This window comes from Bradyrhizobium sp. SOJA106 (assembly GCF_059448745.1).
Genome location: NZ_CM182549.1, coordinates 8,199,252 through 8,226,244, shown reverse-complemented (window position 1 = coordinate 8,226,244; position 26,993 = coordinate 8,199,252). Strand labels below are relative to the sequence as shown.

Here is a 26,993-nt window from a genome sequence, read left to right as displayed (position 1 = left end):
CCCGTGCCGAACTGAAGGTGTAAATCGCCCTGTCCGGAATCCGAGACTCCGGACACACTGAGTCTCGAAACTCAGACGGAGGCGGGGCCCGAGGCGAGGCCGAACTTGGCCAGCTTCTTGTAGAAGGTCGCGCGCGAGATCCGCAGCATCCGCGCGGCCTCGGCGATCTGGCCGTTGCTGGCGGCGAGCGCCTGTTCGAGCGTGTGCTTCTCGAACTCGGCCTCGGCTTCGGCATAGGGCACCACGCGCCCGGTCGGGCGCGAAGGCGCCGCGAGCCTGACCTCGGCGCCGAGGGGAAGGATGCGCGCGACATCGTCGCCGGTCAGCCGCCCGGAATCGCTCAGGATCAGCGCGCGCTCCAGGATGTTGCGGAGCTCGCGGACATTGCCGGGCCAGTCGTAGCGCGCGAGCGCTGCGAGCGCGCTCGGCGTGATCCTGGCGTTGACGTAGTCGCCGGATGCGCTGATGTCCTCGATCAGCCGGGCGCAGATGTCGGGCAGATCGTCCAGGCACTGCCGCAGCGGCGGCAAATCGATCGAGAGCACGTTGAGGCGATAGTAGAGATCGGGCCGGAACGCGCCGTCGCTGACGCGCTTGCGCAAATTGACATTGGTGGCGGCGACGACACGCACATCGACCTTGGAGATCTTGTCCGAGCCGAGCGGCTCGATCTCGCGCTCCTGCAGCACGCGCAGGAGCTTGGCCTGCAATTGCAGCGGCATCTCGCCGATCTCGTCGAGGAACAGCGTGCCGCCGTCGGCGATGCGGAACTTTCCCTCGCGCCCCCGGCGGTCGGCGCCGGTATAGGCGCCCGGCGCCGTGCCGAAGAACTCCGATTCGATCAGCGTGTCGGGAATGGCCGCGACATTGACGCTGACGAAGGGCTTCTCGGCGCGCGAGGAGGCATTGTGAATGGCCTGCGCCAGCATCTCCTTGCCGGTTCCGGTCTCGCCGGTGAGCAGCACGGTCACGTTCTGCCGCGCGGCGCGGCTTGCGAGCTGCTTGGCCTGCGCGATCGCCGGCGTCGTGCCGACGAAGTCGGCGAAGGTGAAGCGCGCCGCGCGGGCGTTGGACAATTGCCGCCGCGCCAGCCGCAGATCGCTCTCGAGCTGGGCGACGCGGGCGAGCAGGGGTTTGAGGCTTTCGAGATGGTCGTAGAGCACGAAGCCGATCGCGCCGATCACCTTGCCGGTCTCGTCCTCGATCGGCATCCGGGTGACGACCAGCTGCTCGCCGCCGAGCTCCATGATGTCGAGCAGGATCGGCTCGCCGGTCTCGGCGACCTTCCGCATCAGGCTGTTCGGAATGACCTCCTCGATCGGCCGTCCCATCGCCTCGGACGTATGCTTGAGGCCGAGCGCCGCAAGATATTTCTCGTTGACGTAGACCACCCGCCCGCCGCGATCGATCGCGATGGCGCCCTCGCAGAGCTTCTCCAGCCGCTCGAACAGCGTCTCCATCGCGCGCGCACGAAGATAGGCGGGGTCGCTGACGGAGGACGAGGCGGACATGACATATCCCAGGGGAGGTCCGCCTGTGTATTAGCAAAAGCGCAGCAATTTCAAAGGGGGAAATGGTGATTGGAGCACGGTCGAATCTCCGCCGTCGTCCCGGGCAGGCGCAGCCCGCTGTCGGCCTACCTTCGGTAACCGCCCGCCCGCGAATAGCCCTGGCGGTTCTGCTGCATCGGGCGGCTCGCCACGTTGACGCGCGCCTCACTGGAGAGCGGCGTTGCGAGCTTCAGCTCCTCCAGGAAGATCGGCCGCGAGAAGTAATAGCCCTGGGCGTAGCGGATCTTGGTCGCGGCCTGGAGATAGGCGAGCTCCTCGTAGGATTCGAGGCCTTCGGCGACCACGGTCATGCCGAGTGCCTCGCTCAAGGATTCGATCGCGCGCAGGATGCCCTGGCTGCGCGGACGCTTATGGATGTCGGTGATGAAGGAGCGGTCGATCTTGATCTCGTCGGCGGTGATGTCGGCCAGCGCCGACAGCGAGGAATAGCCGGTGCCGAAATCGTCGATCGAGATGCCGACGCCGAGCTTGCGGAACATCGGCAGGATCTCGGCCTGGAAATGGTTCTTGGTGACGAAGGCGTCTTCCGTCACCTCGATCATGAACCGCTTGGGAAATCCGGTGTCGTCGAGCGCCTGCGCGAAGCTGCGCATGAATTCGGGATTGCCGGCCTGCCTGGCCGCGACGTTGATGCTGATGGTCGCTTCGGGGCCGAACGTATCGTTGATCAGGTCGATCGACTTGACGATCTCGGCCAGCACCAGATGGGTCAGCTCGTCGATCAGCCCGAGCTCGCTGGCGAGGTTGATGAACGAGCCCGGCGCCTGGATCACGCCCTCGTCGTCGCGCAGGCGCACCAATGCCTCGATGCCCTTTACGGCCTGGGTGCGGATGTCGACCTTGGACTGGAACGCGCAGCAGAAACGCTTTTCGAGGATGGCGAGCCGCAACGACTGCTCGATCTTCATCCGCGCCAGCGCCTCGCGCTCCATGCTGGAATCGAAGAAGGCGGCCGATCCCTTGCCATCGTTCTTGATGCGGTACATCGCGATGTCGGCGTTCTGGCGCAGCGTCTCGAAATTGCGTCCATGGTCGGGATAGAGGCTGATGCCGACCGAGGTCGAGGCGAAGACTTCCGAATTGTCGATGAAGAACGGTGCGGTCAGCCGCTCCAGCGTCGATTGGATGAATTCGGCGACTTCCTCCTGGCTCTGGATTGGGGCGAGCAGCAGCAGGAACTCGTCGCCGGAGATGCGCGAGAGCATGTCGGAATCGCGCAAGTCGCGCCCGAGCCGCTTCGACAGCTCGACCAGCAGCGCGTCGCCGACGGCGTGGCCGTAATAGTCGTTGATGTGCTTGAAATTGTCGACGTCGAGAAAGGCGAGCGCAAAGGGCTCGCCAGCGCGATCGCGCGCCAGAAGGCTGTTGGCGCGATGCTCGATCACACGCCGCGAGGGCAGGCCGGTCAGCTCGTCGAAATAGGCCGAGCGAAACAGCTGGTCCTCGAAATTCTTCTGCTCGGTGATGTCGGAGGAGGCCGAGATCAGGAGCTCGCGTCCGGCGAGGCGCACGGGGCGATGGGTCGTGAGCAGCACCTGGCGCGCGGCGCCCTCGTGCAGCGCTTCCTCCGTGACGACGCATTGGCCGGCGCTCAGCGCCTGACGGCAGGCTTCGCGGCGTGGCGAAAGATCGGGCGAGGGACGGCTGCCGTCCATGCCGAGCTGGGCGGCTGCGGCATCGTTGACCAGCAGAAGCCTGCCTTCGGCGTCCTGCACGGTCAGGCCGGCAGGAAGCATTCTAACGATTTCCTTGAGAAATCCGAGCTCGGCTTCGCTCACGCCGGAATATTCTTTGTCGTTCATAGAAGTCATGAATCTTGTTGTTTCAGCGCGCCTTTGCAATGGCCGCGATCTTGCGTGGTTCCCTCTTAGGTTTGGTTAAGGGATCCGCAGAAATACGTGGGTGTTTTCGAGGAAACTTGCAGCGATGCGACACACGCTGTCGATCGTCATTAACAGAGCGTCAATGTCACTTGCGAAAGCGCGTGTGGTGTGCGCGGATCGCTTTCGCCTGGATCGAGTCTCGTTGCGTGATCAGAGCTTGTCATGCCCGGGCATCCAGCCGCGTGGCGAGGCGTGGGTGCCCGGGACGAGCCCGGCCATGACGCTGTGGATGGTTCGGTGAGTCGATAACGTTCGCTATCCGCCTAGCCGCTCTTCGGGATGCGGCATTGCATGATGCAATGCAGGCCGGTCTGAAGATACGAGATCTCGGTCTTGCCCTCGAAGGCGGACAGGGCCGACTTCAGCAATCTGGTGCCGAAGCCCGGCGCCGAGACCTCGCCGATGCTCGGCCCTTCGGTTTCATCCCAGGTGATGGTCAGGCGATCGCCGTTGACGGTCCACGAGACCTGCAACAAGCCGCGCGGCGAGGAGAACGCGCCATATTTGCCGGCGTTGGTGGCGAGCTCGTGAAACATCAGTGACAGCGTGACTGCGAGTTTCGGCGGCAGGAACAGCCGGTCGCCGTTGAGCGTGAAGCGGACATGGCCGTAAGGTCCGAGCTCCGCGATCAGCAGATCGCGGATGTCGCAGCCACCCTTGTCGACCCGCGAGATCAGATCGTCGGTCGCGGCCAGCGACCGCAGCCGCGGATCGATCCGGGCCCAGATCTGCGGCTGGTCGTGCAGCACCTGGTGCATCACGGCATGCACGGTCGACAGCTTGTTCTTCAGCCGGTGCTGGAGCTCCTCGACCAGGAGCTTGCGATACTCTTCCTCCTCGATCAGGCGCCTGGAAATCCGGCGCTGCTCGACCAGAAGCGAGCGATAGTGCTCGACGCCCCAGATGGTGAGCGCGCAGACGGCCCAATACAGCGCCAGGAGGGCAAATCGCGCACGATCGGCAAAGGCATCGCCGAAATTCACGACGACGCCGAGCACGCCGCCGACGATCGCCGTCAAGATGCCGATCCGGAAGCCGCCGAAAGCGGTGGCAAAGAACACGGCAGGAAAGTAGGGGGTGAAGTAGACGTCGGGCCGCACTTGCGCGAGGCCCCAGCGCGCCAGCGTCGCAACCAGCACGCAGGCAACCGCAAAGGCAAGGCTCAGGCCGAGCGATGGCGGTGCGATGCCCAGCCAGCCCTTGCGGAATTCGTCGATCAGCTTCTCCATGCGCGGCCCGGTCGCGATGTGCATTCGGTGCGAATGTTACGCATGTCGCCAGCGCAAGCAAAGCTTGCCTTGGCGAAAGCCGGCAGGAATAGTGACCATCGCGGAGCCGTCATGCGCGGTGTCCGCCATTTGGCATCAAAACGTTCAAAAACGGGGACATTCCATGGCCAGGCTGGACGGCAAGGTGGCGGTGATCACGGGCGCGACGAGCGGCATCGGCTTGCGGACTGCGGAAGTCTTCGTTGCCGAAGGTGCCAAAATTGTGATCGCGGGGCGGCGTATACCGGAAGGCGAGGCGCTGGCAACGCGGCTCGGGGCAAACTGCATCTTCCGCCAAACGGACGTAACGGTCGAAGCGCAGATGCAGGCGCTGATCGCGCTCGCGGTGGAAAAATTCGGCCGGATCGACTGTCTCTTCAACAATGCCGGCGGCCCGGCGCAGACCGGGGGCATCGAGGGCCTCGAGGTCGAGCGTTTCGACGCGGCGATGGCGACCCTGGTGCGCAGCGTCATGCTCGGCATGAAGCATGCCGCGCCCTACATGAAGAAGCAGGGTTCCGGCAGCATCATCAACAATGGCAGCATCGCCGGCCGCCTCGCGGGCTTCTCCTCGTCGCTCGTCTATGGCGCGGCCAAGGCGGCGGTGATCCATCTCACCAAATGCGTGGCGATGGAGCTCGGCGAGTCCAACGTCCGCGTCAACTCGATCTCGCCCGGCGCGATCGCGACCGGCATTTTCGGCAAGGCGCTGGGGCTATCGACTGATGCCGCCGAGAAGACGCCGGCCGTGATGCGCGAGGTCTACAAGACCGCGCAGCCGATCCCGCGCGCGGGCCTGCCTGACGACATCGCCCAGGCCGCGGTGTTCCTGGCCAGCGACGAATCCAGCTTCATCAACGGGCACGACCTCGTCATCGACGGCGCCATGACCGGCGGCCGCAACTGGAGCCAGCAACAGCAGGGCTTGAGCGCGTTGCGCAAGGCGTTTGACGACGGGGCGTAACGGCTCCGGCGACGCTGCCGTAGGGTGGGCAAAGGCGCGCCCTTCGCGCGCCGTGCCCACCAAATGTCCCCATGTGAAAGATCGTGGGCACGGCGCTACGCGCCTTTGGCCACCTGCGATATCCGCTGTCATTCCGGGGCGATGCGGAGCATCGAACTATGGTGCGCAGTTGCGCACCTGAGAATCTCGAGATTCCGGGTCCGCACTTCGTGCGCCCCGGAATGACGTCGTGCTGACTTCACACCGCCCTCATCCTCACCCTCAGCCCATCCTTCGGCTTCGGGATCGGCCACATCTGCCAGTCCGGCTTGTAGCCCTCATCCAGCGACACCTCGATGTTCTGCAGGAAGTGCCGCGCGAAGCACTTTGCCTGCATGTAGGCGAAGTGCAGGCCGAGGCACATATGCGCGCCGCCGCCGAACGGCACGAAGGCGAAGCGATGGCGGTTGCGCTGGGCCTCTTCGGTAAAGCGCATGGGATCGAACCGATCCGGCTCCGGCCAGAGTTCCTTCATATGATGGGTGTAGAGCGGATTGACGCCGACCGCGGTGCCGGCTGGAATCCTGTAGCCCTTGAAGCTGAAATCGCGCATCGCGCGGCGCGGCATCGAGGGCACCGGCGGCTTGATCCGCAGCGCTTCCTTGAAGGCCATCTCCGTCAGCTTCATCTTGTCGAGATCGTCGAAGCTGCTCGGTGCGTCCGGCGCGAGCCGGAGTGCCAGAACCTCGGCCCGCAGCTTCTCCTGCCAGTCCGGATTGGCGGCGAGCTCGCCGAGGAAGGAGGTCAGCGACGAAGTCAGCGTGTCGTGCGCCGCCATCATCAGGAAGCTCATATGATCGATGATGTCCTGCTCGGAGAGCAGCGCACCGTCCTCATGTGTGGCGCGGCAGAGCTGCGAGAACAGATCGTCGCCGCCGTGGTTGCCGCGTCGCAGCGGAATCTGCTCGCGGAAATAGGCGACGATGCGCCTGCGGCCCTTCACCCCGCGCGCCATCTGCGTGCCGGGCAGGGGCCGACGGATCGGCGCGACGGCGGCCGCGACCATGTCGACGAAGGCGCGGTTGATCTCGTTGACTTCCGGCCCGATCCCGGCGCCAAGGAAGGATGCGGCGGCCAGATCGAGCGTCAGCTGCTTCATCGCCGGATAGAGCTGCATCTCGCCGGGATTGGCCTTCCACTGCGCGACGCGCGCGGAGATGCCGCGATCGAGATCGGACAGGTAGGACTTCATCGGCCCGGACTTGAACGCGACCGACAGCGCCTTGCGATGCAACCGGTGCTCGTCGAAATCGAGCAGCATCAAGCCGCGTGGAAACAACAGGCCAAGCACCTTGTTCCAGCCGTGCGTCGACGAGAACAGCTTGTGCTGGTCGAACAGCACCAGCTCGTTGGCCTCGGGGCCGAGCAGCACGACGTTGGTCTCGCCGAAAATGTGGGTGCGATAGACGGGGCCATATTTGGCACCGTTGCGCTCGATATGCCCCTTGGGGTCGGCGAGCACCTTGAAGGTCATGCCGATGATCGGCCAGCCTTCGTCGCCAGGGATATGCGTCAGCTCGTTGCGTCTGGGCGCCGTGTACTGGAGCGCGGGCGTGGCCACATTCTGGATCGACATGACGCTTGCTCCGGTTGGCGGACCGAATAGACATCGCGCGACCGCGGCAACATTGCGGCCTGCGCCAAGCTGAGAGGTCAGCATAGCACAGGCCAATATGTCTTGCGCGTGAACGAGGTTACGATCGTAACGCCAACTTGGCCTAGCGCTTCGCCGCTTCCTTCTGCAGATCAGGTGCGTTGACGGCGGGAATCGCGACGCGGCCGGGGCCGGTCACCTTCAGCGCCTCGGCGGCCTTTTCGTTCTCCATGATCTTGGCCATCACGGCCTGTCCCGCGCGCTCGAAGATCGCGCGGTTCTCGATCACGAATTTTTGCGACTTGCGCAGGCCGTCGATATAGCCGTTGATCTCCGGCACGACATAGCGCGCCACCATGTCCCAGCTCCGGCGCGTGGCTTCCGGATTGGCCCAGTCGTGCACGAAGCCGATAATGGCGCCGACGCCGCCGGACACCTGCATCACGTTCTTGATGGTTTTGACGAGATCGTCGGGCGTGCCGATGGTGGAGGCCGCGCCCTCGACGAAAGCAGTCTTGTCCACGGCCTCGTCGGGCGAGGAGAATGCGGTGAGGCCGGGCCGCTGCAGCGTGCCGACATTATATTCGTTGTGCCAGCGCATCAGCCCGGCGGCGGCTTCGCGGCGGGCCTGCTCGCGGCTCTCGGCGATGTGGAAGGTCAGCAGCACGCGCCAGTCGGCGCGGTTCACCGTTGTGCCGTGCTTCTTGGCGGCATCCTCGGCGAACTGCCATTGCTGCTGCAAGGACATCAGCCCCTGCGTCGTCATCGAGCCCAGCGAGATGATGCCGATGCCGTATTTGCCGGCGAGGGTCATGCCTGACGGCGAGATCTGCGAGGCCACCACGAACGGCATCTCCTCCTGCAACGGCAGGATCTGCAGCGCGGCGTCGTTCATGGTGAACCAGTCAGTCTTGGCGGTGACGCGTTCGCCGTTGAAGAGGCGGCGGATGATGCCGATCGCCTCGTCCTGGCGGTCGCGCTGCGTCATCGGGTCGATGCCGAGCGTATGTGCATCCGACGCCAGCGCGCCGGGGCCGGAGCCGAAGATGGCGCGGCCGCCGGTCATGTGATCGAGCTGCACGATGCGCTGGGCGACGTTGAAGGGATGATGATAGGGCAGCGAGATCACGCCGGTGCCGAGCCTGATCCGCTTGGTGCGCTCGCCCGCCGCAGCCAGGAACATCTCGGGCGAGGCGATCATCTCCCAGCCGGAGGAATGGTGTTCGCCGCACCAGAACTCGTCATAGCCGAGCGCGTCGAGCTGCTCGACCAGGTCGAGATCGCGCCGGAACTGGAGCATCGGATGTTCCCCGATCGGATGATGCGGGGCAAGAAAGGCTCCGAACTTCAGGCGCGCCATGGCGTTCTCTCCGGCTGAATTTTCTGGTTGTTGAAGTGATGAGGCTACGTGGTGGCGGAAGCGAACGCAATCGCGTGATGTCCCGCGCGACGGAATGGAGGCATGCGTGGCGTAGACCGCTCTCTTCTCCGCTTCTCCCGGTTTATTGCGCGCACACGCTCCCACAGCCGTCATGACCGGGACAAGCCCGGCCATGACCAGAAGTGAGTGAAGTTACCGCGTCATCCTGTTCCACGCATCGAGCTCAGCGATCTCGACGCCTCGGCCAGCGTCGGATAGTTGAACGTGTTCTGGATAGAGTAGTCGATGCCGCCTTTGAGGTTCAGCACGGCCTGGCCGAGCCGCAGCGCGACATTGCGGTCGGGCAATTCGTGCATGAACGTCGATCAATTCCTTGTCGATGAAAGCGAGGAAGGCCGGCCGCGGCTCGATCAGGGCGGGAGACTTCCGAACCCTTGCAAAATCAGCGGGAACCGACATGCAGCAATCGCGCCGGTGCGGCACGGGGAGAACAAGCCTTACCTCTGAGGTAATCGCGCAGTTGACGCCGATCTGCGAGCATCGCGTGCAAATAGATTTCCGAAAGCCCGCCCGCCAATGCATCAAATCATCACAAAGCCGATCGATTCGACCCGCCGCTGGTGGGTGCTGACGATCGTCGTCGCCGCCCAGTTCATGTTCGGCGTCGACGCGTTCGTTGTGAACGTCGCGATCCCCACCATTGCAGTCGATCTGCACGCGACGCCGGCGCAGATCGAATCTGTGATCGCGATCTATCTGATCGCCTATGCGACGCTGGTCGTCACCGGTGGCCGGCTCGGCGACATTCATGGCACCAAGAACGTCTTCCTGGCCGGCGTGCTTGGCTTCACCCTGACTTCGCTCTGGTGCGGTCTTGCGCAATCCGGCGTCGAGCTGATCATTGCACGGCTGGCGCAGGGCGCGACCGCGGCGCTGATGGTGCCGCAGGTGCTGGCGACGCTGCATCTGCTGTTCACCGACGAGACGCGCAGCCGCGCCTTCGCCATCTACGGCATCGTGCTGGGGCTCGCGGGTGCCGCCGGCTTTCTGCTCGGTGGTCTCCTCGTCACGATCGACCTCGCGCACACGGGCTGGCGCTCGGTGTTCTTCGTCAACGTTCCATGCGGCCTCCTCATCGCGCTTGCAGCCTGGCAGATCATGCCCTCGGCACCGCGGCGATCAGGCACGAGGCTCGACGTCAAGGGCAGCGTCGTCCTGTTCGCGGGCCTGCTCTGCCTGATCGGGCCGCTGCTGTTCGGCCACGACGTCGGCTGGGCGCCGTGGCTGTGGGTGGTGATGGCACTCGGCGGCGTGATCCTCCTGGCGTTCCTGAAGCTCGAGCACGCTGTCGCGCACGCCGGCGGCATGCCGCTCGTCGATCTCACTCTGCTCGCGGATGCCGCCTTCCTGCGCGGGCTCGGCGCCGCCTTCTTCTTCTTCGTCGCCAATCTCTCCTTCTATCTGGTCATGACGCTGTACATGCAGCGCGGGCTCAGAATCCCGCCGCTCGAAGCCGGCACGGCCTTCATTCCGCTCGCGCTCGCCTTCGTCGTTGCCTCGCGCCACAGCGGCGTGCGGGCGCGCCATCGCGGCACCAAAGTGTTGATCGAGGGCTGCGCATTGCAGATCGCGGGCCTCGCCGCGCTCGCGCTCGTTGCGGGCGCGATGGAATCGCCGACGGCAATCACGCTCGCCCTCACCATGATCGTCTTCGGCTACGGTCAGGGACTTGTGATGGCGCCGCTCTCAGGCGCGGTGCTGTCGACCGTCAAGCCTGTCGCGGCAGGCTCCGCCTCCGGCGCGTACGGCACGACGGCGCAGATCGGAAATGCGGCCGGAGTGGCCGCTATCGGTGCGGTGTTCTTCGCGATCGAGGCGCTGCAATCAGCGCGCGCAGGATTTCTCGTTTCGCTCGCGTTGTTTGTGACGTTAATCCTGATCTGCGCCGCATTCCTGTCGTGGATGCGCCGCGCACCTGCATGAAGTTGAGGCAGTGCGGCCGACACGAGGTGATTCCTGCGAGTTTTTGCGTGATTTCGGGTGATTGACAGCACACGGCCTTTTTATTTTGCGCTGCAGCAACTATTTGGTTTGGGTGAACGTTGAAAGTCGCCCACCAGGAAGTTGCCGTGTCGCTAGCTAGAAATGTCGATCTGTTGAGACGTCTGCCGAAGCTGGACGGTCTGCGCTTTGCCGAGTTCGGCCGCAGCGCTGATTCATCCAGTCCTTTGCAAGAGGTCACGGACTTCGGCGCCAATCCCGGAAACTTGCGCATGTTCGCGTTCGTGCCGGCGCAGCTGCAGAAGCCGCGCGCGCTGGTCGTCGTACTGCATGGCTGCGGCCAGACCGCTGCCGGCTACGATCTTGGCGCGGGCTGGTCGACGCTCGCGAAGCATTACGGCTTCGCGCTGCTGATGCCCGAGCAGCAGCGCGTCAACAATGCCAACACCTGCTTCAACTGGTTCAATCCGGAAGATACCGCGCGGGACAGCGGCGAGGCGCGTTCGATCCGCGAGATGATCGCTCATATGGCCGCGACGCATCGCATCGATGCCAGGCGCGTCTTCATCACCGGTCTTTCCGCGGGCGGCGGCATGACCTCGGTGATGCTCGCGACCTATCCGGAAGTTTTTGCGGCCGGCGCCATCATCGCGGGACTTCCCTACGGCATCGCCTCGAATTTGCGCGAGGCGCTCGACGGCATGTTTCATTCGCCGGTGCGGTCCGCACGCGAGCTCGGCGATCTCGTCCGCAATGCCTCGGATCATCGCGGGCCCTGGCCAAAGGTCTCGGTGTGGCACGGCAGCGCCGACCGCACCGTCAATCCCGGCAATGCCAGCGAGATCGTCAAGCAGTGGCTCGATCTGCATGACCTGCCCGCGGTGCCGATGGCCGAGACGAATGTCGACGGCTATCCGCGCCAGGCCTGGTGGAACAAGGACGGCGAGACGCTGGTCGAGTCCTACGCCATCACCGACATGGCGCACGGCACGCCGCTTGGGCTGGCCGACAACGACCAGCGCTATGGCATGGAGGGCGCGTTCCTGATCGAGGCCGGCATTTCCTCGTCCTATCACATCGCAAAATTCTTCGGCCTGACCGGCTGGATTCCGGACGCCGCGAAGAAAGCGGAGGCAAAGCCGGCGCTGCCTCCCGCGCCCCATCTCGCCCGCTCGATCCGCGCCGCCGTCGCCGAGCAACCCACGCCGAAGCGCGAGAAATCCCGCAGCTTCGATCTCGGCCAGATCATCACCCGCGCGCTGACAGCCGCGGGGCTGATGAAGTAGGCCAGCCCCGCTGTCGTCCCTGCGAACGCAGGGACCATACTTTATGATCTATCGATCGCGGACGGTCGATGTGCCGAACAACGGGAAATATCTCACATCTCGCCGGTGATGAACGGATTGGTCATCCGCTCCTGGCCGATGCTGGAGCCGGCGCCATGGCCGCAGATGAAGCCGACATCGTCGCCGAGCGGCAACAGCTTGGTCTTGATCGAGTTGATCAGCGTGGCGTGACTGCCGCCGGGCAGATCGGTGCGTCCGACCGAGCCCGCGAACAAGACGTCGCCGACATGGGCAAAGCGCATCTCCTTGTTGAAGAACACCACGCTGCCGGGTGAATGACCCGGGCAGTGGAAAATCTCGAACGACAGGCCGCCGATCGAGACTGTATCGCCTTCTTCGAGCCAGCGGTCCGGCGCGAAATTACGCACGCCGGTCATGCCGAAGCGCGCGCCGCTCTCGACGACATTGTCGAGCAGGAACTTGTCCGCGACATGCGGGCCTTCGATCGGCACCTTCAGCGCGTCGCGCAAGTCCGCCGCGCCGCCGACATGGTCGATATGGCCGTGGGTCAGCCAGATCTTCTCCACGGTGACGCCGGTCTGCTTGATTGCATCCAGGATCTTCGGCACATCGCCGCCGGGATCGATCACCACGGCCTTCTTGCCGGGCTCGTCCCAGATGATGGTGCAGTTCTGCTCGAACAGCGTCACGGGGACGATGATCGCGCCCGCCTTCGCTCGCGAGGATTCTTGGGTGTCATTTTGCTCGGTCATGGCCTCACAATGCCGATTTTTGCCATGCCGCCAAGCAAAAGATTCGCGCCGCCCCGGGAACAGGCGCAACCGCCGTCACATGGCCGTCCCAATTGCCCCGCCAATCTGAACCGGGGCGCTGCTTTCGCGTTCTCCCGCGCAAGACACGGATTTTCAGGGTACCTCCGGCATGGCACAGGACGGCGACAATTGGTGGCGCGACGGCATCTTCTATCAGATCTATCCGCGCTCGTTTCAGGATAGCAACGGCGACGGCGTCGGCGATCTCGCCGGCATTTTGCGCCGGCTTGCTTATGTCAAATCGCTCGGCGTCGACGCGATCTGGCTGTCGCCGATCTTCCCCTCGCCGATGGCCGATTTCGGTTACGACATCTCCGACTATACCGGCATCGAGCCGCTGTTCGGCACGATGGCGGATTTCGATGCGCTGCTCGCCGCCGCGCATGACAACGGCTTGAAGCTGATCCTCGACCTCGTGCCGAACCACACCTCCGACCAGCATCCCTGGTTCATCGAGAGCCGGTCCTCGCGCGACAATCCCAAGCGTGACTGGTACATCTGGCGCGACCCGAAACCGGACGGCGGCGTGCCGAACAACTGGCTCTCCGAATTCGGCGGCAGCGCCTGGCAGTTCGACGAGACCACGGGTCAATATTACTACCACGCCTTCCTCGCCCAGCAGCCGGACCTCAACTGGCGCAATCCCGAGGTACGCACGGCGATCTACGACGTGATGCGGTTCTGGCTGGAGAAGGGTGTCGACGGTTTTCGCGTCGACGTGATCTGGCACCTGATCAAGGACGCCGAATTCCGCGACAATCCACCCAACCCGCATTACGTCGAGGGCAGGCCGCCGAACGAGAGAATCCTGACCCAATATTCCACCGACCAGCCGGAGGTGCATGAGGTGATCGCGCAGATGCGGCGCGTCACCGATGCATATGCAGCGCGCGTGCTGATCGGCGAGATCTACCTGCCGCTGCACCGCCTGATGGCCTATTACGGCAACGACCTCACCGGCGCGCAGATGCCGTTCAACTTCGCGCTGCTCTCGACCTTCTGGAGCGCGCGCTCGATCGAGAAGATCGTCGAGGATTACGAGAAGGCGCTGCCGAAGGGCGCCTGGCCGAACTGGGTGCTCGGCAATCACGATCGTCCGCGTGTCGCGAGCCGCGTCGGGCCGGAGCAGGCCCGCGTCGCCGCCATGCTGCTCTTGACCCTGCGCGGCACGCCGACGCTCTACTACGGCGACGAGATCGGCATGCATCAGCTCGCGATCGCGCCCGAGGATGTGCGCGATCCCTTCGAGAAGAACGTGCCCGGCCTCGGGGTGGGCCGCGATGGCTGCCGCACGCCGATGCAGTGGGACGCGTCGAATTACGCCGGCTTCTCGGAAGCAAGGCCGTGGCTGCCGCTGCCTGAGGATCACATCCGCGAGAACGTCGTCAATCTCGACGCCGATCCGCGTTCGATCCTCAGCCTGTACCGGCGCCTGATCGCCTTGCGGCGCACAAGTCCGCAGCTGGTCTTGGGCGACTATCACCCGATCTCCGCGCAAGGCGATCTCCTGATCTATCGCCGCGAGGCCGAGGACAGGTCGATCATCGTGGCGCTCAATCTCGGTCGCGAGCCGATCGCGGTGACGACCAGCGCGATCCGGTTTGGCAGCGAGATATTGCTGTCGACGTTCCTGGATCGCGAGGGTGAGCGGCTCGAAGGCGTGCTGGATTTGCGCGGCAATGAGGGTGTGATCGTCGCGCCGCCGTAGCTACTGTCGTCCCGGGGCGCGAAGCGCTCGCAATGACGAGCGTTGAGACGGCGGAGCAAACGACGGCAAGCCTACATCATCCCGAATGCTTCTTCCCCCGCACCATATGCTCGTCGATATCATCGCGCTTCAAGAGATAGTCCAGCCCGCCGACGCGGTACCAGCGATAGCCATAGGGCTCCAGCACGACGCGGTGCTGGCCGCGCTTGTCGGCGTGGCTGTGGTCTTCCGCGAGCAGGTTGATCAGCAGCTTGCCGGCGTCATCCGGCAGCCCGGCCGAGAACGCGATCTCGCGCGGCTTCTCGTCGAGATTATGCACGAACAGCACCGAGTTGCTGCGCCAGTCGTAGCGGATGATGAAGATGGCGGGATCGCGCGTCGGAATCACCGTGAAATCGCCCCAGCCGATCTCCGGCACCTCCTTGCGCATGCGCAGGATGCGCTCGGTCCAGTTCAGCATCGAGTTCGGATCGCGCCGCTGCTTTGCGACATTGAGGTGCGGGTAGCCGTAAGGTCCCTCGTCGATGACGGGGATCGCCGGCTTGTCGCTCTTGGTGAAGCCGCCATGCGGCTCGGTCGACCATTGCATCGGCGTGCGCGCGCAATTGCGCTCGGGCAGCGAGAGATCGTCGCCCATCGCGATCTCGTCGCCGTAGCGGATCACGGGCGTTCCCGGCAGCGTGCACATCAGGCTGTAGGCGAGCTCGAGCCGCCTGCGGTCGCCGCCGAGCATCGGCGCAAGGCGCCGGCGGATGCCGCGGTCGTAGAGCTGCATGTCCTTGTCAGGGCCGAAGCTTTTGAACACGGCCTCGCGCTGCGCTTTCGTCAGCCGCCCGAGATCGAGCTCGTCGTGATTGCGCAGGAACATGCCCCATTGCGCCGAAGCCGGCCGCGGCTTCGTTGCTTTCAGCGCCTTGGCCAGCGGGCGGGAATCGGCGGATGCCAGCGCATAGAACAGATGCTGGTTGACCTGGAAGTTGAACATCATGTGCATGCGGTCGGCATCGCGGCCGAAATACTCAAGGTCGGTTTCCGGCAGCACGTTGGCTTCGGCGAGGATGATGGCGTCGCCCTGCCGCCATTGCAGGAATTCGCGGAATGTGCGCAGCATGTCGTATTGCTCGACCGGCTTCTTTACCTTTGCACCCTTGGTCGCGATCACGAAGGGCACCGCGTCCATGCGGAAGCCGGAGACGCCGAGCTGGATCCAGAAGCCCATGATCTTCAGGATCTCGGCCTGCACGCGCGGGTTCGAGGTGTTGAGGTCGGGCTGGAAATCGTAGAAGCGATGGAAGTAGTACGCGCCGGCTTCCTCGTCGCGCGTCCAGGTCGATTTCTGCACGCCGGGAAACACCATGCCCTTCTTGGCATTGGCCGGCTTCTTGTCGGACCACACATACCAGTCGCGATAGGGAGAGCTCTTGTCGCGCCGCGCCTCCTTGAACCAGGGATGCTGGTCCGAGGTGTGGTTGACGACGAGGTCGATGATGATTCGGATGCCGCGCTGCTGGCAGCCATGGGTGAACTCGACGAAATCGCCGAGCGTGCCGTAGCGGGAATCGACACTGTAATAGTCGGCGATGTCATAGCCGTCGTCGCGGCCCGGCGAGGTCTGGAACGGCATCAGCCAAATCGTGGTGATGCCGAGCCCGTGCAGGTAGTCGAGCCGGCGGAGCAGGCCCTTGAAATCGCCGATGCCGTCGCCGTTCGCATCCATATAGGTGCCGACGGACAGGCAATAGATCACGCCGTTCTTGTACCAGAGATCGTCGATCATGCGTGCAGCCTGGCTGGTTCCGCCCGGATGCGGCGGCTGCGTGATAAGTGCGTGGGGGAGGTGAGGTTCCGCGCGTGTCCGCATGCTCACTGTCGTCCCGGGGTGCGCGAGACGGTGTCCGCCCTTTATGGAATCGGCTATCCTCCCGGCCATGGACAACACGGCCCGCATCACCCTCGTGCCGCCGCCGGATCGCCGCCAGTCCGAGACGGCGCTCGCGATTGCGCGCGGCACGTCCCGACTGCTCCGTTCGCTCGGCTTCTCCTGCATCAGCGAATTGCCGCTGCCCTCGGGCCGGCGCGCCGATCTCGTGGCCCTGAACGAGCGCGGCGAGATCTGGATCGTCGAGATCAAATCGTCGGTCGAGGACTTGCGCGCCGATCAGAAATGGCACGAATACCGCGCCCATTGCGACCGGCTGTTCTTCGCCTTCACGCAGGATCTGCCCTGCGAGATCTTTCCTGAAGATACCGGCCTGATCATCGCCGACGCCTATGGCGCGCACATGCAGTGCGAGGCGCCCGAGCACAAGCTTGCTGCGGCCACGCGCAAGCAGATGACAGTGCGCTTTGCGATGGCGGCGGCGTTGCGGATCAACCGCCTCGTCGACCCGCAAGGCCACGCGGATTTTTGGGAGTAGCAACGAGCAGAGCTACTGACCCGTCATCCTGAGGTGCGAGGCATGGGACGCAAGGCGTCCCATGGGGAGCCTCGAAGGATGCACGGCCCCGATACAGCCGGGCCGTCGCCATTCGAGGGCCGCTGAAGACGCGGCCACCTCGGGGTGTGGGTGATAGATTGCTTGAGGCGGAAGCTTACCGCGGCGCGCGCTTGGCCAGGATCCGCTGCAGCGTACGCCGGTGCATGTTGAGCCGGCGCGCCGTTTCCGAGACGTTGCGGTTGCACATCTCGTAGATGCGCTGGATGTGCTCCCAGCGGACGCGGTCGGCCGACATCGGGTTGGTCGGCAGCTCGGATTTCTCGGCGCTGGTCGAGAGCAGCGCGGCGACGACGTCGTCGGCATCCGCCGGCTTGGAGAGATAATCGATCGCGCCCATCTTCACCGCGGTCACGGCGGTGGCGATGTTGCCATAGCCGGTCAGCACGATGGCGCGCGCATCGGGACGCTTCTTCTTCAGCGCCGAGACCACGTCGAGGCCGTTGCCGTCACCTAATCTGAGATCGACGACGGCGAATGCCGGTGCCGCCTTGCCGATCTGGGCAAGACCGTCGGAGACCGTGTCGCACGAGGTCACCGCAAAGCCGCGTGTCTCCATCGCGCGCGACAACCGCTCCAGGAACGGCTTGTCGTCTTCCACGATGAGCAGCGAGCGGTCGGTCTGTTCGTTCAGTTCGGCGATGGCGTTCAAGGTGTTGTCCTCTCTCCAGCGCGTTGACATATGGCGTCGCAATCGGGCGGTGCCAAGGCCGCCGATAGTCGAGCGGCCCTGCTGTGCGACGCAAGGTCGCGGTCTATCCTATTGTTTCTTCGAGCGTCTCGATAGCCTCAAATCGCTCTCGCGGCCACGTGACCTGCACCACCGCGCCGTGTTCCGGGAATGTACGGTTGGTAAACGAGACCTTGGCGCCGGTGCGCTCCAGCAAGGTGCGCGCGATGAACACGCCGAGCCCGAGGCCGCCGCCGGCATCCTGGGTGCGCCGCCGCGACAGATAGGGCTCGCCGATCCGGTTAAGGATATCGGGCGGAATGCCGGGGCCGTCGTCGGAGATCACGAGCTCGATCGCGTCCTTGTTCCACCACGCGTTCACCTCGACGGTGGTGTGGGCGAAATCGACCGCGTTCTCGATGATGTTGCCGACGCCGTAAAGGATCGCCGGATTGCGCGAGCCGACCGGCTCGGCGGCGGCCGTCACCGCGATCCGCACCTTGATCTCGACGCCGAAATCGCGGTGCGGCGCCACCACCTCCTCGATCAGCTCCGACAGCTTCATGCGATCGAACGGCGCACCGGTGGAGGAGAGCTGCGTGATCTTGCTCAATATGTCGCGGCAGCGCTGGGTCTGCTCGCGCAGCGTCTTCAAATCGGCGGCAAAGCCCGGATCCTTCACGGTCTTTTCCAGCTCGCGCGAGATCAGGAAGATGGTCGCGAGCGGCGTGCCGAGCTCGTGCGCGGCGGCGGCGGCGAGGCCGTCGAGCTGGGTCAGATGCTGCTCGCGCGTCAGCACCAGCTCGGTCGCGGCCAGCGCGTCCGCAAGCTTGCGCGCCTCCTCGGTCACCTGGAACGAGTAGAGGCTGGTCACGCCGATCGCGAGCACGATGGAGAGCCAGACGCCGACGAGATAGATCGGCGGCAGCACCAAGGGATCGTCGGAATCCCATGGCAGCGGAAAATGGAAGAAGAACAGGATCGATGCGCAGGCAACGGCCAGGAGGCCGAGGCCGAAGGTGAAGCGGGCCGGCAGCGCGGTCGCCGAGATCAGCACCGGCGCGAGGAACAGGAACGAGAACGGGTTCTGCAGTCCGCCGGTGAAGAACAACAGCCCGGCCAGCTCCACGATGTTCAGCGCGAGCAGCCCCGCCGCCTGCATCGGCTCCAGCCGCTGCATCGGATTCGCCGCGGTCTGGAGTCCCAGATTCAGCGCCGCCGACAGGGCGATGATGCTGACGCAGGGGACGATCTCGACGTTGAACTCCAGCCCCTGCGCTACGATGAAGATCGCGGCGAGCTGGCCGAGCACCGCGAGCCAGCGCAGCCGCAGGATCGTGTCGAGCCGGATATGCCGCTGCGCGGGGCGGAAGCCGGAAGCGGCGATTTCGGTCATATCGGCCAATGTGGCGGTGCCTTCTCGATCACAAGCGCGGGGCTGGCGGAACCACCGGATTACAAGCCTTGCGCTATCCGCTGCAATAGCAGAAGAACGGCCAGCATGACCGAGAATGGCAAGGCTTCAAGTCGGCCGACTGTCGCGGAGCACAGCTCCCCGGCGATTGCGGTCGATCATCTGGTCAAGGTCTACAAGCAGACCCGCGCCGTCGACGGCATCTCGTTTGCGCTGCCGCGCGGCAGCATCACCGGGCTGCTCGGCGGCAACGGCGCCGGCAAGACCACGACCATCGCCATGATCATGGGCCTGGTGCTGCCGACCTCCGGCCGCGTCCAGGTGCTCGGTCATGAGATGCCCGAGCAGAGCGCTGCCGTGCTGGGGCGGATGAATTTCGAGAGCCCCTATGTCGACATGCCGATGCGGCTCACGGTGCGCCAGAACCTGACAGTTTTCGGCAAGCTGTACGCCGTCAAGCATCTCTCCGACCGCATCGCCAAACTCGCCGACGATCTCGACCTCACCGATTTCATCGATCGCGCCAACGGCAAGCTCTCCGCCGGGCAGAAGACCCGCGTCGCGCTGGCGAAGGCGCTCATCAACCAGCCCGAATTGCTGCTGCTGGACGAGCCGACCGCCTCGCTCGATCCTGATACCGCCGACTGGGTGCGGGCGCATCTGATGAGCTATCGGAAGGAGAACAACGCCACCATCCTCTTGGCCTCCCACAATATGCTCGAGGTCGAGCGGCTCTGCGACCGCGTCATCATCATGAAGCGCGGCCGCATCGAGGACGACGACACGCCGGAAGCCATCATGGCCCGCTACAACCGCACCACGCTGGAGGAGGTGTTCCTGGACGTCGCGCGCGGCCGGGTGAACGGCACAAAGGAGGCGGCGAGATGACGGGGAAGCGGGTGCTCCTTTCGTCATTGCGAGCGAAGCGAAGCAATCCAGAATCGTTCCGCGGAAGGACTCTGGATTGCTTCGTCGCATCGGCGCAAAATTGCTTCGCAATTTTGTCGCGAGCTCCTCGCAATGACGCCTTGGATAGACCGTGGGCGGCATTTCTATCCCTGTGCGGGAGCATGCCATGACCGACATCTCCCTCCACCGCGGCATCTCCCCGCACCGCATCGGCGCGATGATCCTGCGCTATTGGTACCTGCTGCTGTCGTCCTGGCCCAGGCTGCTCGAGCTGCTGTACTGGCCGGCGCTGCAGGTCATCACCTGGGGCTTCCTCCAGCTCTACATCGCGCAAAACGCCAATTTCTTCGCGCGCGCCGGCGGCACGCTGATCGGCGCCGTCATCCTCTGGGACATCCTGTTCCGCGGCCAGCTCGGCTTCTCCATCTCCTTCCTGGAAGAGATGTGGGCGCGAAACCTCGGCAACCTCATGATGAGCCCGCTCAAGCCCATCGAGTTTCTGCTGTCGCTGATGATCATGAGCCTGATCCGGCTCGCCATCGGCGTCATCCCGATGACGCTGCTGGCGCTGTTCCTGTTTCACTTCAACGTCTATGCCCTCGGCCTGCCGCTGATCGCGTTCTTCTGCAATCTGATCTTCACGAGCTGGTCGGTCGGAATCTTCGTCTCGGGCCTGGTGTTGCGGAACGGCCTCGGCGCCGAGAGCATCGTCTGGACGCTGATGTTCGCGATCATGCCGCTCGCCTGCATCTACTATCCGGTCAGCGTGCTCCCTGTCTGGCTGCAATATGTCGCCTGGGCGCTGCCGCCGACCTACGTGTTCGAAGGGATGCGCGCGCTGCTGATCGAGAACACCTTTAGGAGCGATCTGATGCTGGATGCGTTGCTCATCAATGCGGTACTTCTGGTCGCTTCTTTTGGGGCATTCCTTGCCCTTTTGCGCAGCGCCAAAAAGCACGGCTCGCTGCTCTCGGGCGGTGAATAACGTCACTTTCTCGTGGATTCATGCCGATTTAACGTGATCGGCTACGTAGATGTACGGAACCATGGATTGACGCAATATTACGCATTCGGCAGTATGCTGCGATGCGAAGAGGAATTTGACGATGCCTATTGGTGAGTTCGGCGGCGCGCCGCCCCTGGCTGCAGAAGGCAGTCCGGTCCTGACGACGCCGATGTACTGGATGTACGAGATGGCACAGGCCTCTCTCAATCCGGCGCGTGCGGTCACCGATGCGACCAAGCTGCTGTTTCAAAATCCCCTCAATCCCTGGGCGCGCACCGAGGTCGGCAAGTCGGTCGCCGCCGCCTGCGAACTGTTCGAGCGCACCACGCGCCGTTACGGCAAGCCGGAGTGGGGTCTCGACGACACCGAGGTCAACGGCATCCGCGTCCCCGTCGAGGTCCGCTCGGTCTGGGAAAAGCCGTTCTGCAAGCTGCTCTACTTCGATCGCAAGTTCGCCCGTCCGCTGCGCAGCCCGCAGCCGCGCGTGCTGATCGTCGCGCCGATGTCCGGCCACTATGCCACGCTGCTGCGGGGCACGGTCGAGGCCTTCCTGCCGGCGCATGAAGTTTACATCACCGATTGGGCCGATGCACGCATGGTGCCGCTCAGCGAGGGCCGCTTCGATCTCGACGACTACATCGACTACGTCATCGAGATGCTGCACGTCCTCGGCGGCAACACCCATGTCATGGCGGTGTGCCAGCCCTCCGTGCCTGTCGTCGCGGCCGTCTCGATCATGGAAGCGCGGCGCGATCCGTTCGTGCCGACCTCGATGACGCTGATGGGCGGTCCGATCGACACCCGTCGCAATCCGACTGCGGTGAACAAGCTCGCGCAGGAGCGCGGCATCGACTGGTTCCGCAACACCGTCATCACCAAGGTTCCGTTCCCGCATCCGGGCATGATGCGTGATGTCTATCCGGGCTTCCTCCAGCTCAACGGGTTCATCAGCATGAACCTCGACCGCCACATGGACGCCCACAAGCGCCTGTTCGCCAATCTGGTGAAAGGCGACGGCGACCTCGTCGACAAGCATCGCGACTTCTACGACGAATATCTCGCGGTGATGGACCTCTCCGCCGAGTATTACCTCCAGACCGTCGACACCGTGTTCGTGAAACACTCGCTGCCGAAGGGCGAGATGACCCATCGTGGAACGCGTGTCGATCCCTCCAAGGTCACTCGAGTCGCGTTGATGACGGTCGAAGGCGAGAACGACGACATCTCCGGCCTCGGTCAGACCGAAGCGACGCACACTTTGTGCAGCTCGATCCCCGATCATCGCCGCGTTCATTATGTCCAGAAGGGCGTCGGTCATTACGGCGTGTTCAACGGATCGCGATTCAAGTCGGAGATTGTGCCGCGCATCCATGACTTCATGGTCTCGGCGGCGAATCCGACCTCGTTGCAGGCTCTCGCGGCCGAGTAAGAGCGTTTTCGAGCGAAGTGGCGGCCGGTTCACGTAAAGAAAACGCGGCAAAGGAAGAAACGAGAGCCGTTCCGACTACATCGGGACGGCTAAGTTGCGAATTTCGGCTTTCCCGTCGAAATTTCGGGCCCCTCGGGAGGCTCCGGGAGCGGTCGGGTTCCCGTCAGATTCGGGGTATTTAGGTAGCGTTCTAGGAGTGAGTCTGACCTCACTCCTTGGGGGTGTCGCATGCGGCCAGCGGGGGCGAAAAAAGCGGGTTCCAACCCCAGTCTGTAGGGTCTCCCGGACGTCAGACCCCTGTATATTGGGCAAATGATTTGTTTTTGCGCCGAGCGCTTTCCCTGGCGGCGGTTATGGCAGAATCCGGGCGAACTCCTGCTCCCCGGACTCACAGACATGGCCACACGCGCGCTCCTTTATCGGCGGCCCCACGAACCAAAGACCCTCGTTATCACCCATGGATCGCAATTCTTTGCGATTCGCCTGCGCAGACATCGCCGAGCGCGCCGCTACACGCTCAGAATTCATCCGAGCGATCGCGAAGCCATCCTCACCATGCCGCCGCGCGGCACGCTCGCCGAAGCAAAAGACTTCGCGCAGCGTCACGGCGCGTGGATCGCGGCTCGTCTCGGCCGTCTGCCGAAGGCTGCGCCGTTTCAGCCTGGCACAGTGATACCGCTTCGCGGCACGCCGCATCGCATTGTTCATCGCGCCGGCCAGCGTGGCACGGTGTGGACCGAGATTCGCGATAGCGGCGAGAAGATTCTCTGCGTCGCCGGCGGGCTCGAGCATGTCGATCGCCGCGTCAGCGACTTCCTCAAGCGCGAGGCGCGCCGCGACCTGCAGCGCTCGGCGGAAGCCTATGCTGCCGAGCTCGGTGTCAGGGTGAAGCGGCTCTCGATCCGCGATCAGTCCAGCCGCTGGGGCTCCTGCACCTCGGCGGGCTCGCTGTCCTTCTCCTGGCGCCTGATCCTCGCCCCGCCCTTCGTGCTCGACTATCTCGCCGCCCATGAGGTCGCCCATCTCGTCGAGATGAACCACTCGGCGCGGTTCTGGCGCGTCTGCGGCAAGATCTGCCCGTCAATGGAGCGTGCCAAGAAGTGGCTCGACACCTACGGCAATGATCTGCACCGGTATGGGGTCGAGGATTAGGGCGGACTTCTGACCACGCACTCGGTGTCGTCCACTGCCAGCCCAGCAAACACCGTCATCGCCCGCGAAGGCGGGCGATCCAGTATTCCGCGACGCCAGTAATCGAATCGAGAAGCTGTGGCCTACCGGATTCCCCGCCGGAGCCTGTCATCGGGCTCGCCGAAGGCGAGACCCGGTGGCGGGGAATGACACCAGAGGGCGCGGCAACATCGGCGCGCCTTGCTCGATTCTCGCCACACTCCGCGATGATTGCGCAAGACGCGTGATTTACCCCGCCGCGTCAAGCGCTTCGCGCCATTCACCGCGCACAGTGCCTGATATCACCGGCTACTGTGCATGGGGTTGTTTTCGCAGTTTGTGTTTTAAGGCCGCGATGACCTCAAGCCGAAGCTAGCGATTCCCGCCAAACAGTCGGTCCATCAGCCAGCCATCCAGCCCCGCGGCGGCTTCCGGCCGCACATTGGCGCGCGTCGGCGGTGGCGGGCGATAGCCGCCATTGCCGACCTGCGCCGGTGCAGGTCCAGGCGTGGCCGGTGTCGGCGCCGAGATCTGCGAAGCCGCCTGCGCGAGGTTCGACAGGCCCCAGCCGCCTGGTGAGCTCGGCAGGTTCGCCACCGGCACACCCTCATGCGCGGTCTTCATGAAGCGCGACCAGACTTCCACCGGCAGACCGCCGCCGGTCGCCTTCTTGGTCGGCGAGTTGTCGTCATTGCCGAGCCAGACGCCGGTGACGAGGCTGGCGGTGTAGCCGATGAACCAGGCGTCGCGATAATCCTGGCTGGTGCCGGTCTTGCCGGCCGCCGGCCAGCCCGGGATTTCCGCCTTCTTGGCGGTGCCCGATATCAGCGTCTCCCGCATCATCGCATTCATCATGCCGACATAGCGGGGATCGATCACCTGGTTGCGCTCGTCCGGCTGGCGCATGTAGAGCAGCTTGCCGCTGAGCGTCCTGATCCGCGTCACGACATGCGGCGTCACCGCGAAGCCGCCATTGGCGAAGGGCGCATAGGCTCCGACCAGCTCGACCACCGAGACTTCGGAGGTGCCGAGCGCGATCGAGGCGTTGGGCTCGAGCTTCGAGGAGATGCCGAGCCGGTGCGCGGTGCGCACCACATTCTTCGGCCCGACCTCGAGGCCGAGGCGGATCGCGACCGTGTTGAGCGACATCGCCAGCGCCTGGGTCAGCGTCACCGCGCCGAAATATTCATGGGTGTAGTTCTCGGGCTTCCAGCCCTTGACCTCGATCGGCGCGTCCTGGCGGACGGTGTCGGGCGTCAGGCCCTGCTCGAGCGCGGTCAGATACACGAACGGCTTGAACGAGGAGCCCGGCTGGCGCCTGGCCGTGACCGCGCGGTTGTACTGGCTCTCGGAATAGTTCCGCCCGCCGACCATGGCGCGCACCGCGCCGTCAGGCGTCATCGCCACCAGCGCGCCCTGGCTGACATTGAACTTCACGCTCTTGGCCGCGAGCTCGTCGATGATGGCGGCCTCCGCGATGCTCTGCAGCTTCGGATCGATCGTGGTCTCGACCTTGATGCTCTCGTCGATCTGGCCGACGAGGTCGTCCAGCACCTCGCCGATCCAGTCGGCGACGTAATTGACCGTACCGGCGCCGGCCGGCTTCACGTTGTAGGAGGGATGGCCGATCGAGGCCTGCGCCTGCGCGTCGGTGATGAATTTCGCATCCGCCATCGCCGCGAGCACGACTTGCGCGCGCGCTTCGGCGCCTTCGGGGTTGCGGTTCGGGGCGAGGCGCGAGGGCGATTTGACGAGGCCCGCCAGCATCGCGGCTTCCGCGACCGTGACGTTCTTGGCCGACTTGCCGAAATATTTCTGCGCGGCGGCTTCGACGCCGTAGGCGCCGGAGCCGAAATAGACGCGGTTCAGATAAAGCTCCAGAATCTCGTTCTTGGAGTGCTTGCGCTCCAGCCAGATCGCCAGCTCCGCCTCCTGCAGCTTGCGCTGCATGGTGCGCTCCTGGGTCAGGAACAGGTTCTTCGCCAGCTGCTGCGTCAGGGTCGAGCCGCCCTGCGACACGCCGCGATGCAGCACATTGGTGACGAGGGCGCGCAGGATGCCGATCGGGTCGATGCCGAAATGCGAATAGAAGCGGCGGTCCTCGATGGCGATGAACGCCTTCGGCAGATACGGCGGCAGATCCTTCAGCGCGACATTGGCGCCGGCCATCTCGCCGCGCTGCGCCAGCATGCTGCCGTCGATGCCGACGATCTGGATTGTCGGCGGGCGCTTGGGGATTTCCAGCGACTGGATCGGCGGCAGATGAGCGCCGACATAGATCACGACGCCGATCACGGCGATCACGCCCCACAGGCTCAGCACCGCGCCCCAATAGACCAGGCGGCCGAGGCCGAATCCGCCACGCGACTTCGACCGGCGCTTGGCGCCGCTACGGCCGACCGGCGCCTTGCGTTCGCGCGGCGGCGGCTCCTCGTCCGGCTCCTCGGCTTTGCGCTTGGCGGATGATTTCGTGGACTTCTTCGGCGCGTCGTCGCCGCCGGGGATGCGGTCCGCGGCCGTGAGGCGCAGATCGGCGAGCGCAGCAGGCAAGCCGAACAACGGCTCTTTCCGCCCACTCTTCTTCTTTCCCCACGCCATACGCGAAACGCCCGGTCAGCCCGCCCCGCCGCACGCTAGCGGTCGCTGTTTAAGGCCCGGTTACCCTGGCGTTAACGCGCGATTAGGAGATGCGGCATTCGCCCACCGCCGTTCCGCTTCCCAGGCGCGGGAGTTAGGATCGCCTGCATAAAGAAGAGGGAGTTCGCATGGGCCACATCGATCCGACCAAGGAGATCTTCGCGCGATTCCGGGACAACGACCGCCCGGGTCCGATCCACATGCTCAATTTGGTGCGCCTGCGCAAAGAGGCGGCCTACCCCGACGGCCGCAAGGCGAGCGGCGCGGAAGCCTACGCGGCCTATGGCCGCGAGAGCGGCCCGGTGTTCGAGCGCGTCGGCGGCCGCATCGTCTGGCAGGGTAGGTTCGAGCTGATGCTGATCGGCCCGCAAGAGGAACGCTGGGACCATTGCTTCATCGCCGAATATCCGAGTGTCGCCGCCTTCGTCGAGATGATCCGCGATCCCGTCTACCGCGAGGCGGTCAGGCACCGGCAGGCCGCGGTGGAGGATTCGCGGCTGATCCGCCACGCCGTGCTGCCGATCGGGAAGAATTTTGGCGAGATACCGACTTGATGGCGGTGGAGCGAATCGCTCTCTACCGTCATGGCCGGGGCTTGACCCGGCCATCCACGCCTTCGTTTTCAGTCATTCCGGGGCGGCTCGGAGAGCCGAACCCGGAATCTCGAGATTTCCAGGTGCGCAATTGCGCACCATGGTTGGATGCTGTCGCATCGCCCCGGAATAACAGCGAGAG

21 protein-coding genes are annotated in these 26,993 nt (G+C 64.4%); 10 read left to right on the top strand and 11 right to left on the bottom strand.

Annotated elements, in window-relative coordinates; translation table 11 throughout:
* Positions 1-71 precede the first annotated feature (71 nt).
* From AC5V87_RS38825 to AC5V87_RS38815, 3 genes are all read right to left on the bottom strand, one after another.
* Positions 72-1,511, bottom strand: coding sequence for a sigma-54 interaction domain-containing protein (locus AC5V87_RS38825; RefSeq protein ID WP_495369612.1), 1,440 nt, complete (start codon positions 1,509-1,511; stop codon positions 72-74).
* 125 nt (positions 1,512-1,636) lie between these two features.
* Positions 1,637-3,373 (bottom strand): putative bifunctional diguanylate cyclase/phosphodiesterase, encoded by a 1,737-nt coding sequence (locus AC5V87_RS38820; RefSeq protein WP_495369611.1) that lies wholly within the window; start codon positions 3,371-3,373, stop codon positions 1,637-1,639.
* A gap of 344 nt (positions 3,374-3,717) precedes the next feature.
* The gene (locus tag AC5V87_RS38815) at positions 3,718-4,683 is read right to left on the bottom strand and encodes a sensor histidine kinase (protein WP_456843485.1); all 966 of its coding nucleotides are present in this window, start codon (positions 4,681-4,683) and stop codon (positions 3,718-3,720) included.
* A gap of 163 nt (positions 4,684-4,846) precedes the next feature.
* Here AC5V87_RS38815 and AC5V87_RS38810 point away from each other — a divergent pair, with 163 nt between their 5' ends.
* Positions 4,847-5,686, top strand: coding sequence for an SDR family NAD(P)-dependent oxidoreductase (locus tag AC5V87_RS38810; RefSeq protein WP_456841556.1), 840 nt, complete (start codon positions 4,847-4,849; stop codon positions 5,684-5,686).
* 238 nt (positions 5,687-5,924) lie between these two features.
* Here AC5V87_RS38810 and AC5V87_RS38805 read toward each other — a convergent pair whose 3' ends face one another.
* The 3 genes from AC5V87_RS38805 to AC5V87_RS38795 form a co-directional block, all read right to left on the bottom strand.
* Positions 5,925-7,301, bottom strand: coding sequence for a cytochrome P450 (locus AC5V87_RS38805; protein ID WP_495369610.1), 1,377 nt, complete (start codon positions 7,299-7,301; stop codon positions 5,925-5,927).
* 142 nt (positions 7,302-7,443) lie between these two features.
* Positions 7,444-8,679: an LLM class flavin-dependent oxidoreductase gene (locus tag AC5V87_RS38800; protein ID WP_495369609.1), complete on the bottom strand. Its 1,236-nt coding sequence runs from the start codon at positions 8,677-8,679 to the stop codon at positions 7,444-7,446.
* A gap of 221 nt (positions 8,680-8,900) precedes the next feature.
* Entirely contained in the window at positions 8,901-9,056 is a 156-nt protein-coding gene (locus tag AC5V87_RS38795) for a hypothetical protein (protein WP_495372043.1), read from the bottom strand.
* A gap of 220 nt (positions 9,057-9,276) precedes the next feature.
* Between AC5V87_RS38795 and AC5V87_RS38790 the strand changes: the two genes are divergently transcribed.
* Together AC5V87_RS38790 and AC5V87_RS38785 are read left to right on the top strand one after the other, a co-directional pair.
* On the top strand, positions 9,277-10,683 hold the full coding sequence (locus AC5V87_RS38790; RefSeq protein WP_495369608.1) for an MFS transporter: 1,407 nt from the start codon (positions 9,277-9,279) through the stop codon (positions 10,681-10,683).
* Between the two features lie 146 nt (positions 10,684-10,829).
* Complete coding sequence (locus tag AC5V87_RS38785; RefSeq protein WP_495369607.1) at positions 10,830-11,987, top strand: extracellular catalytic domain type 1 short-chain-length polyhydroxyalkanoate depolymerase; 1,158 nt, start codon at positions 10,830-10,832, stop codon at positions 11,985-11,987.
* 92 nt (positions 11,988-12,079) lie between these two features.
* On the opposite strand, the gene AC5V87_RS38780 is transcribed toward AC5V87_RS38785, so the two are convergent.
* Complete coding sequence (locus tag AC5V87_RS38780; RefSeq protein WP_495369606.1) at positions 12,080-12,760, bottom strand: MBL fold metallo-hydrolase; 681 nt, start codon at positions 12,758-12,760, stop codon at positions 12,080-12,082.
* A gap of 169 nt (positions 12,761-12,929) precedes the next feature.
* On the opposite strand from AC5V87_RS38780, the gene AC5V87_RS38775 reads away from it, so the two are divergent.
* Positions 12,930-14,528 carry an alpha-amylase family glycosyl hydrolase gene (locus AC5V87_RS38775; RefSeq protein ID WP_495369605.1) on the top strand — a complete coding sequence of 533 codons (1,599 nt, stop codon included), beginning with the start codon at positions 12,930-12,932 and terminating at the stop codon, positions 14,526-14,528.
* Positions 14,529-14,604: 76 nt separating this feature from the next.
* On the opposite strand, the gene AC5V87_RS38770 is transcribed toward AC5V87_RS38775, so the two are convergent.
* Positions 14,605-16,305, bottom strand: coding sequence for an alpha-amylase family protein (locus AC5V87_RS38770; RefSeq protein ID WP_495369604.1), 1,701 nt, complete (start codon positions 16,303-16,305; stop codon positions 14,605-14,607).
* Positions 16,306-16,456: 151 nt separating this feature from the next.
* Between AC5V87_RS38770 and AC5V87_RS38765 the strand changes: the two genes are divergently transcribed.
* Positions 16,457-16,945 carry an MmcB family DNA repair protein gene (locus AC5V87_RS38765; RefSeq protein WP_456843484.1) on the top strand — a complete coding sequence of 163 codons (489 nt, stop codon included), beginning with the start codon at positions 16,457-16,459 and terminating at the stop codon, positions 16,943-16,945.
* Between the two features lie 175 nt (positions 16,946-17,120).
* Here AC5V87_RS38765 and AC5V87_RS38760 read toward each other — a convergent pair whose 3' ends face one another.
* Positions 17,121-17,675, bottom strand: coding sequence for an ActR/PrrA/RegA family redox response regulator transcription factor (locus AC5V87_RS38760; protein ID WP_008141807.1), 555 nt, complete (start codon positions 17,673-17,675; stop codon positions 17,121-17,123).
* 103 nt (positions 17,676-17,778) lie between these two features.
* Entirely contained in the window at positions 17,779-19,089 is a 1,311-nt protein-coding gene (locus AC5V87_RS38755) for an ActS/PrrB/RegB family redox-sensitive histidine kinase (protein ID WP_495372011.1), read from the bottom strand.
* A 105-nt stretch (positions 19,090-19,194) separates the two neighbouring features.
* On the opposite strand from AC5V87_RS38755, the gene AC5V87_RS38750 reads away from it, so the two are divergent.
* The 4 genes from AC5V87_RS38750 to AC5V87_RS38735 all read left to right on the top strand — a co-directional run bounded on the left by AC5V87_RS38750 (position 19,195) and on the right by AC5V87_RS38735 (position 23,603).
* Complete coding sequence (locus AC5V87_RS38750; protein WP_495369603.1) at positions 19,195-19,995, top strand: ABC transporter ATP-binding protein; 801 nt, start codon at positions 19,195-19,197, stop codon at positions 19,993-19,995.
* Positions 19,996-20,182: 187 nt separating this feature from the next.
* Entirely contained in the window at positions 20,183-21,001 is an 819-nt protein-coding gene (locus tag AC5V87_RS38745; RefSeq protein WP_456841546.1) for an ABC transporter permease, read from the top strand.
* Between the two features lie 121 nt (positions 21,002-21,122).
* Positions 21,123-22,451 (top strand): polyhydroxyalkanoate depolymerase, encoded by a 1,329-nt coding sequence (locus AC5V87_RS38740; protein WP_456841545.1) that lies wholly within the window; start codon positions 21,123-21,125, stop codon positions 22,449-22,451.
* A 312-nt stretch (positions 22,452-22,763) separates the two neighbouring features.
* Complete coding sequence (locus AC5V87_RS38735; RefSeq protein ID WP_495369602.1) at positions 22,764-23,603, top strand: M48 family metallopeptidase; 840 nt, start codon at positions 22,764-22,766, stop codon at positions 23,601-23,603.
* A gap of 390 nt (positions 23,604-23,993) precedes the next feature.
* Here the strand turns inward: AC5V87_RS38735 and AC5V87_RS38730 are convergent, their stop codons facing one another.
* Positions 23,994-26,219 (bottom strand): transglycosylase domain-containing protein, encoded by a 2,226-nt coding sequence (locus AC5V87_RS38730; RefSeq protein ID WP_456841543.1) that lies wholly within the window; start codon positions 26,217-26,219, stop codon positions 23,994-23,996.
* A gap of 167 nt (positions 26,220-26,386) precedes the next feature.
* On the opposite strand from AC5V87_RS38730, the gene AC5V87_RS38725 reads away from it, so the two are divergent.
* A complete protein-coding gene (locus tag AC5V87_RS38725; protein WP_495369601.1) occupies positions 26,387-26,812 on the top strand; it encodes a DUF1330 domain-containing protein in 426 nt (141 codons plus the stop codon).
* Positions 26,813-26,993: the final 181 nt, after the last annotated feature.